Raw genomic sequence first — 367 nt, 5'->3', positions numbered from 1 at the left:
CAAAGTGATAGGTTTCTCACAACCGTGTCAAGAGAGGCAAGCCTATATTCACTTAGATTGGGACTGCTATTGGTTCTCATTACCAGATAGCAGGGTATTTAAAACCTATGAGCTGAGCTCTTTTTATCGTATCTACTCACCAACCAAAGGATTTTTAGGTTTGGACGATGATAACAGCCTGATCTGGCTCAGTAACTCGCAACACAGTGAACTTTACAGTCAAACCACAAAAGACAATTTTTCAGCTACTTCAATGTGTGAAAACGGTGTTGCTGATGCTGTTTATGTTAAAGCATTAGACTCAGAACCTACCAGGGATTAACGCTCCCCAAGCGACCAGCCCCGGCAATATTGTCGGGGTTTTTTT

1 protein-coding gene is annotated in these 367 nt (G+C 42.2%); it reads left to right on the top strand.

Annotated features, from left to right (window positions below; genetic code table 11):
• Window positions 1–322: hypothetical protein (locus IQR33_RS33180; RefSeq protein ID WP_228013915.1), on the top strand; the 322-nt coding region annotated here is incomplete at its 5' end.
• Window positions 323–367 lie beyond the last annotated feature (45 nt).

The organism is Vibrio sp. OPT46 (assembly GCF_015163535.1).
Lineage (GTDB): Bacteria > Pseudomonadota > Gammaproteobacteria > Enterobacterales > Vibrionaceae > Vibrio > Vibrio alginolyticus.
Note: the sequence above shows the minus strand (reverse complement) of the source record. Positions and strands in the feature narration are given on the sequence as shown.